This window comes from Monashia sp. HAY1-2A, assembly GCF_056755315.1.
Genome location: NZ_JBNDHY010000298.1, coordinates 1 through 1398 on the forward strand (window position 1 = coordinate 1; position 1398 = coordinate 1398).

Sequence of the window (1398 nt, forward strand, 5' to 3'; positions counted from 1 at the left end):
TAGTAGATGTGGCCGAAGGCATCTCCCCACGACGAGATGCTCGTAGGCTGTGCAGGACGGCATCATCGCGTCAAGGTGGACTTTCATGATCCGAGTCGACGGCTATGCGCCCCTGCGCTCCTACGCGGCCATCGGGGACGGCCGCACGGTGGCGCTCGTGGCCCGGGACGGCACGATGGACTGGCTCGCCGTGCCGAACCTGGACTCGTCGAGCATGTTCGCCGCCCTCCTCGATGCGGAACAGGGCGGTTCCTTCACGCTGGCCCCCACCGTCGCAGGTGAGGTCTCCCGTCGGTACCTGCCGGGCACGAACGTGCTGGAGACCACCTTCACCACGACGACCGGGGTCGTCACGCTCTCGGACTCGATGAGCCTCGACGGCGGCGCGGGCTTGTGTCCCCTGCGCGAGGTGCAGCGCCGGGTCGAGGGGGTCGCGGGGCAGGTCACGATGAGCTGGCGGGTCAGGCCGCGGTTCGGCCACGGCCAGCGGCACACGCGGCTGGCCAGGCGGTACGACGTGCCGGTGTTCTCCTCCGGCGCCGATGCCGTGGCCGTCTGCGCGTTCGATGCCGGCGTCCCCGAGCTGGGCACTGACTGGGTCGGCGGCACGTTCGAGACCCGTCCCGGGTCGGCGTCGGTGATAGCGCTGTGCGCAGCCCATCAGGAGCCGCTGGTCTTTCCCGGTCGCGACGAGCTCGATGACCGCTACGCCACGACCTTGGCCACGTGGCGCAGGTGGCAAGGTGCCGGGCGCTATGAAGGCCCGTGGCACGAGCCGGTGGTCCGGAGCGCGCTCGCGCTCAAGCTGCTGGTGCACGCCCCGTCGGGGGCCCTGGCTGCCGCCGCGACGACGTCGCTGCCCGAGGACATCGGCGGAGTGCGGAACTGGGACTACCGGTTCTGCTGGGTCCGCGACGCCGCCTTCACCCTCGACGCGCTGCTCCGCCTGGGCTGCACCCCCGAGGCGCAGGCGTACTTCTGGTGGCTCATGCACGCCTCACAGCTGACCCGCCCACGGCTGCAGCCGCTGTACCGGCTCGACGGCGGGGCCCGCGCCCGCGAGCAGACGCTGCCGCTGCCCGGCTACCGCGGGTCGCGGCCGGTCCGGGTGGGCAACGCGGCGGCTGCCCAGCTCCAGCTGGACACCTATGGCGAGCTCCTCCACACGGCGTGGCTCTACGCCGAGGCCGGCCATCGGGTGGACGCCGACATCGGTTGGCGCCTTGCCCAGACCGCGGACCTGGTCTGCCGGCTCTGGCGCTCCCCGGACGCGGGGATCTGGGAGGTGCGCAGCGAGCCGGCGCACTTCACCCACTCGAAGATGATGTGCTGGGTTGCGCTGGACCGGGCCGCACGCCTGGCCGAGCACGGTCTGATCCCATCGCGTCACCGGGCCCA

At 71.8% G+C, this 1398-nt stretch carries 1 protein-coding gene; it reads left to right on the forward strand.

From position 1 onward, the window contains the following. Nucleotides 1–85: 85 nt before the first annotated feature. The coding region (locus ACPYOM_RS21935) for a glycoside hydrolase family 15 protein (protein ID WP_481347579.1) at nt 86–1398 on the forward strand (1313 nt) is incomplete at its 3' end.